This is a genomic window from Thiocapsa imhoffii, from assembly GCF_016583985.1.
GTDB lineage: Bacteria > Pseudomonadota > Gammaproteobacteria > Chromatiales > Chromatiaceae > Thiocapsa > Thiocapsa imhoffii.
The window spans coordinates 1-4,803 of sequence record NZ_NRSD01000053.1; the positions used below are offsets into that span (position 1 = coordinate 1).

The 4,803-nt window shown below is 66.2% G+C and carries 5 protein-coding genes and 2 pseudogenes; 4 read left to right on the forward strand and 3 right to left on the reverse strand.

The genetic code is table 11. The features are described 5' to 3' along the window. The coding region (locus tag CKO25_RS20310) for an AAA family ATPase (protein WP_200389772.1) at positions 1–930 on the reverse strand (930 nt) is incomplete at its 3' end. Between the two features lie 110 nt (positions 931–1,040). Here CKO25_RS20310 and CKO25_RS20905 point away from each other — a divergent pair. Together CKO25_RS20905 and CKO25_RS20320 are read left to right on the forward strand one after the other, a co-directional pair. After that, positions 1,041–1,340, forward strand: coding sequence for a PIN domain-containing protein (locus CKO25_RS20905; protein ID WP_338115194.1), 300 nt, complete (start codon positions 1,041–1,043; stop codon positions 1,338–1,340). Then, positions 1,337–1,567 (forward strand): ribbon-helix-helix protein, CopG family, encoded by a 231-nt coding sequence (locus tag CKO25_RS20320; RefSeq protein WP_200389773.1) that lies wholly within the window; start codon positions 1,337–1,339, stop codon positions 1,565–1,567. The genes CKO25_RS20905 and CKO25_RS20320 overlap by 4 nt, the downstream gene beginning before the upstream one ends. A 208-nt stretch (positions 1,568–1,775) precedes the next feature. On the opposite strand, the gene CKO25_RS20325 is transcribed toward CKO25_RS20320, so the two are convergent. Next, on the reverse strand, positions 1,776–4,004 hold the full coding sequence (locus CKO25_RS20325; protein WP_200389774.1) for an FtsW/RodA/SpoVE family cell cycle protein: 2,229 nt from the start codon (positions 4,002–4,004) through the stop codon (positions 1,776–1,778). 82 nt (positions 4,005–4,086) lie between these two features. Between CKO25_RS20325 and CKO25_RS20330 the strand changes: the two genes are divergently transcribed. Then, positions 4,087–4,230, forward strand: coding sequence for a type II toxin-antitoxin system RelE/ParE family toxin (locus CKO25_RS20330; protein ID WP_242467788.1), 144 nt, complete (start codon positions 4,087–4,089; stop codon positions 4,228–4,230). Positions 4,231–4,233: 3 nt separating this feature from the next. After that, positions 4,234–4,425 (forward strand): annotated as a pseudogene (locus CKO25_RS20335) (addiction module antidote protein); the annotation flags it as partial. 61 nt (positions 4,426–4,486) lie between these two features. Here the strand turns inward: CKO25_RS20335 and CKO25_RS20340 are convergent. After that, positions 4,487–4,803: pseudogene (locus CKO25_RS20340) on the reverse strand (ATP-binding protein); the annotation flags it as partial.

Consider the following 4,803-nt stretch of genomic DNA (forward strand, 5'->3'; position numbering starts at 1 on the left):
CCGGCGCACCCGCGGTTCCTGGAGTTTGTGGGCCAATTGATCCAGATGGGTCACGCGCTCGACGATCATCGCCTCCTTGGCCTGGTCGATCAGCGCCGCTGTGATCGGCCGGGCGCGGTCGCGGCCGTCGGGGAGTTTGAAGCAGGCGCGATACGCCAGGGCATTGACCAGCCAGGGCTGCCCTTGGGTCAGCTCCCAGACCCGATCCAGCGCCTCGGGGGTGAACACCTGCCCGGTCTCGGCGGTATGCTCCAGCAGCAGGGTGCGCGTCTCGGCGGCGCTGAAGTCCCCCAGGCGGAGCGATTCGGCCTTGATGTTGAATGCACTGCCGCCGGTGATGGCCTCGCGCTCGGAACTGGCATGGATGCGGTAGTCGCGCAGGTCGCGCACCCCACACAGAATCACGGTCTGCGGAAAGGCCGTCGGCCGTTGCGGATAGCTGGCGCGCAACTGGCGCAGCAGCGAGAGCAGGGTGTCACCGATCAGCGCATCGACTTCGTCAAGCAGCAGTACTAGCGGCTGGGTCATCTGCGCACTCCAGCGGGCGAGAAATTCACCCACCGCCGTGCCGCCGCTCGAGCTGAGGATGACCTCCCGCCCCAGCTCCGCCGCCCCGGCGTCTCCGAGCTGATCGCGCGCCCCGCGCGAAATCTGCTCGACCACGGCCGTCATGCCCTTGTCCAACTGTTCGCGATAGGCTTGGGCGACCTCCAGATTGGCATAGACCGCCCGATAGCGCCCCTCCCGATTCAGATGCTCCGCCAGCGCCAGCAGGCATGTGGTCTTGCCGGTCTGGCGGGGCGCATGCAGCAGGAAGTATTTCTTCTGATCGATGAGGGCGAGGATCTCGTCGAGATCCCAGCGCGACAGTGGGGGTAGTGTGTAGTGGTCGTCGGCGCGGACCGGGCCTTCGGTGTTGAAGAAGCGCATCGGGCGGACTCGTCGGCAGCAGGGCTAGGGGGAGCATAGCACCGCGGTCGGCCGCCCGGCGCGGCAGCCTCGCCATCGGCAGATCCGTCTCGGCGTCATCCTCCCGTTCAATCCGCCACGCCGAGGTCGCCCTCCGCGTCGTCCATTCAGCATCTCGCTCTGGATGCGGTTGGGCCCGAAAACCGTTGTCTGTCCCTAATCAGTTCATGCAGGGACGGTGGGTCAGGGTCTACTATGGCTGGCGACCCAATCTCCCCGATGAGGGTGACAACCACTTGATCGAGTTGGCGCTGGCCGGCGGCGCCTCTGCCATCGTCACGCACAATGTGCGCGATTTACGCGGTGGCGAATTGCACCTCGGCCAGCTCCGCATCTGTACACCGGCAGAGATCCTCGAGGACCATCCATGAGTACCTTGACCATCCGTTTGCCAGACGATACCGCCGAACGTCTCAAGTCCCTCGCCCGCAGTCAGGGCATGAGCGTGAACACGTTGGTGGAAGAATTGAGCGCCCAAGCCCTGTCCGCCTGGGATACCGAGAACCATTTTCGGGCGCTGGCGGCGACCGGCAATCTGCAGGATGCGCTGGCCATACTCGACCGGCTGGACGCCGAGGAGCGCGATGCGGGGCCGTAAGGCATTACCGACCGGAGGGCCGTGTGGCGCAGCGTGGATGTGAATCTTTTGGGTTCGTGAAGCGGAGCTTCGTCTCTCGGGTCGCGAAGCGGGAGCTTCGCGACCAGGGTACCCAGCCCACCCCGCGCACGGCTGCCGTCGCCCGACGCGTCGCGATCGAACCGTTCCTCCACCAGGGCGCCCGCGCCGCGCCTCCGATGCCGCTTCCTTACCAGTCCAGAGCGTGCCATGCCCCATCCGGTGTGCGGGTCGTCTTCAGCCAACGCCTGGCCCTCGGCCAGCAGACCTGATCGCACCGGTAGACCTCGACGCTGTCGATCCGCGCATCGACCCCGTCGGGTCGTTGGCCGTAGGCGAACAGGTCGAACCTGCCGATGGACCAGGATCCGATTTCAAACCAATCCTGCGTCGAGATCAGGATCAGCGTCGGCGTCTCCTGTCCATCGGGCGCGGTGGTCACGCGATACAGGAGTGTCGGGGTGCGGCAGGCGCCGTCGCCGCAGGTCGGGCCGGTGTCCGGAAAGGCAACCGCGACCAGACGGGTGCCGCCGTGTCGGGGCAGGCTGGCGATCTCCAGGCCCGGCGCATCGGCATCGCCGGCGGCCCGGCTGCGCAGGATCTCCCGCACGGCGCCGGTCGCGGAGAGCGCCCGGTCCAAGGCACCCGAACCGATGGCGGCGTTATCCAGGGTGCTGAACCAGGGGACCAGCTCGGGTGCCATCGTCTCGATACAGGCCGCACGCACGCGCACGCCACGCTCCACACACCAGCCAGACAGATCCGGAACCTGATGCGACAGCCAACGCTCGCCGACGTGATCCTCCGCGACCGACGGCGACGGGAAAGGCGAATTCAGGATCCCCGACAACGACGCCTGGAGCCATTGCGGCGGTGCGACCGGTTGCTCGACATGCGCCGAAGGTGCGTCGGCAGCGCCGCCGGGCGCGCTCGGAAGGGTCGGGATGAAGTCGACCGCCGCGCCGTTGGCCAGCAGTCGCGGCCGGGGCTCTGTCTCGACGCTGCGCAACTGCGCGAACCACAGGAGCAGCCGCTCCGTTGCGATCATGCGCTGTTGCGTGTCATTGTCCCACGCTTGCGCGATCGACATCCTTTGATTTCCCCGGCAGGTCGGCGCGGTCGACTCGTCTTTGGCGTAGCCATACGCGCCGCGTTGCAGATCGAGCGTGCGCGCCACCAGCAGCAGACTGGCGGCGATCAGCAGGCTGGCAACCACTGTCAGGCCACGGTTGCGCGGCAACGGCAGCGCAGTATGACCAGGCGCGGGCGGTGGCGCGGTGCGCCCAAATCGATAGAGCAGCCCGATGGCGATCAGGTTGATCGCCATGGCGTTGCCGCCGACGCCGACCAGCGGCAGGGGCAGGCCGCGCGGGATCCAATCCCCGAGCACATTCGCGTCGAGCAGATGGGTCACGCTCGCGATGTGCAGGAAGGCCGCACCGAACAGCGTGACCGAAAGGCCGACCGCCGCAAAGCGCGCGAAGCCCTGCGCGCGCGCCGCGATCTGCAACCCACGCAGGCTCAAGGCCAGCACCAATCCAATCAGGACCACCGCCCCGACCACACCGAACTCCTCGGTGAAGACGGTGAACGCCGTGCTCGCCGCGCGATCGAGGCCCAACACCGGATGATAATTGACATCCAGGCAATGAGACACTGGGCCTTCGCCCCAACCCCTGCCGAGGAGGCCGGCCGAGGCGATCGCTTCGAGCGAGCGTCCAAGCATGGATGACGCGCTGTCGCCGTACTCAAGGAAACTGCTCCGCCGATTGATCCTGACAACCATCGTCGCGATTACCGCCATCAGCGTGACCGGCAGGCCCAGGACAACCAGCAACAGCGAGCGCCACCAGCGCGCCACCGCAAGCATCAGCACGACGCTGAGCAGGACCCACCCGAATCGGTACGGAAACGCCACCCCCACGAGAAAGACCGGAACCAAGAGAGCGACCGCGGTCACCACGGCAACGAGCCAGCGTTCCTCGCCCGCCCGCGCCATCCAAGAGGCCAGCGCAAGCGGGATGGCCAGTTGCACCCAGTGCAACCACTCGATGCTGCGCTCGCCGATCAGCGGGAACTCGAACTGAATCCAGGTCGGTTCAATCAGGGCGAGCCCGAACCGTGAGAAGGCATTGAAATAGGCGGTGAACAGGAGACCGAGCACCATCAGATACAGCATCAGCCCGGCGCGCTGAATGCGTTCGAGGGGGACCGACATCACAGCGACCATCAGGACCAGCGCAATGACGGTGCGCGCGAGATGACCACATACCAGGGTCGAGTGCCTCGCATCCAAGGGTTTAAGGTCGCTGAGACCCTGCGAGCTGACGACCAACAGGCCGATCAGCAGCAACCCGGCCGTGGGTAGGAACAAGCCGAGATCGATGCGGTGGCGCAATGAGGAGAGTCGTGAACGCATCGGAGATCCGGGTCGGCGGGGCGGCGGTGAGCGGACACAGGGGGCGAGGATACCACCGCCCGGCGGCGGCGGAGTGTACGAGATGCGCGAATGCTTTGGCCCCGGTTGGCGGATGTATGACGTCCAACACGGCCCGGTGTTGATCCTGATGCTGGGCGGCGAGAAGTCGACTCAGCAGGCTGACATCGCCCGTGCCATTGCGCTGGCGTCTACCCTGGAGGAGTGAGTCATGAGCGAGAACATCCGAATCGCCGATCTGTCCGAATTCGACATCACCGAGCACCTGGAAGACGACCAGGCGATTGCCGAGTATTGGTCCATTGTGCTGGAAGAAAACGACCCGGCGGCCCTGGCGCAGACACTCGGCACCGCCGCGCGGGCACGCGGCATGACCGAGATCGCCAAGGCGAGCGGGATCGCGCGCGAGGCGCTTGGTTCGATGTCTCCGCAGTGTGCAGAGAGCCCGAACGTGCCCTCGGAACTCAGGCGCGGATCACGGCGATCGCGCGGCCCTGCGGACTGGTCGCGGTGTGACACGCGGTCCGTTCGGCGATCGATGGTTGATTGGAACGGCGATCGAAGATCACCAGCCAGCCGCTGTCGAGCCCCAGCCCAGCCAGATAGCCGTCCAATTGTTCCAGACCCTCGACCAGGGGATCGGCCTCGCGGTCGCGCCAGACCTTCAGCTCCATCCCCAGCGTCACCGCGCCATAACGCAAACACAGATCCATGCGCCCCATGCCGATGGCGTATTCGCGCTCCAAGGTTCCGCCGCCGTTGACCACCCGATGCAGAAAGG

Coding starts and splice junctions, on each gene's coding strand:
- CKO25_RS20320 (WP_200389773.1), top strand. CDS start 1,337: ATGAGTACCTTGACCATCCGTTTGCCAGACGATACCGCCGAACGTCTC.
- CKO25_RS20325 (WP_200389774.1), bottom strand. CDS start 4,004: ATGCGTTCACGACTCTCCTCATTGCGCCACCGCATCGATCTCGGCTTG.
- CKO25_RS20330 (WP_242467788.1), top strand. CDS start 4,087: ATGCGCGAATGCTTTGGCCCCGGTTGGCGGATGTATGACGTCCAACAC.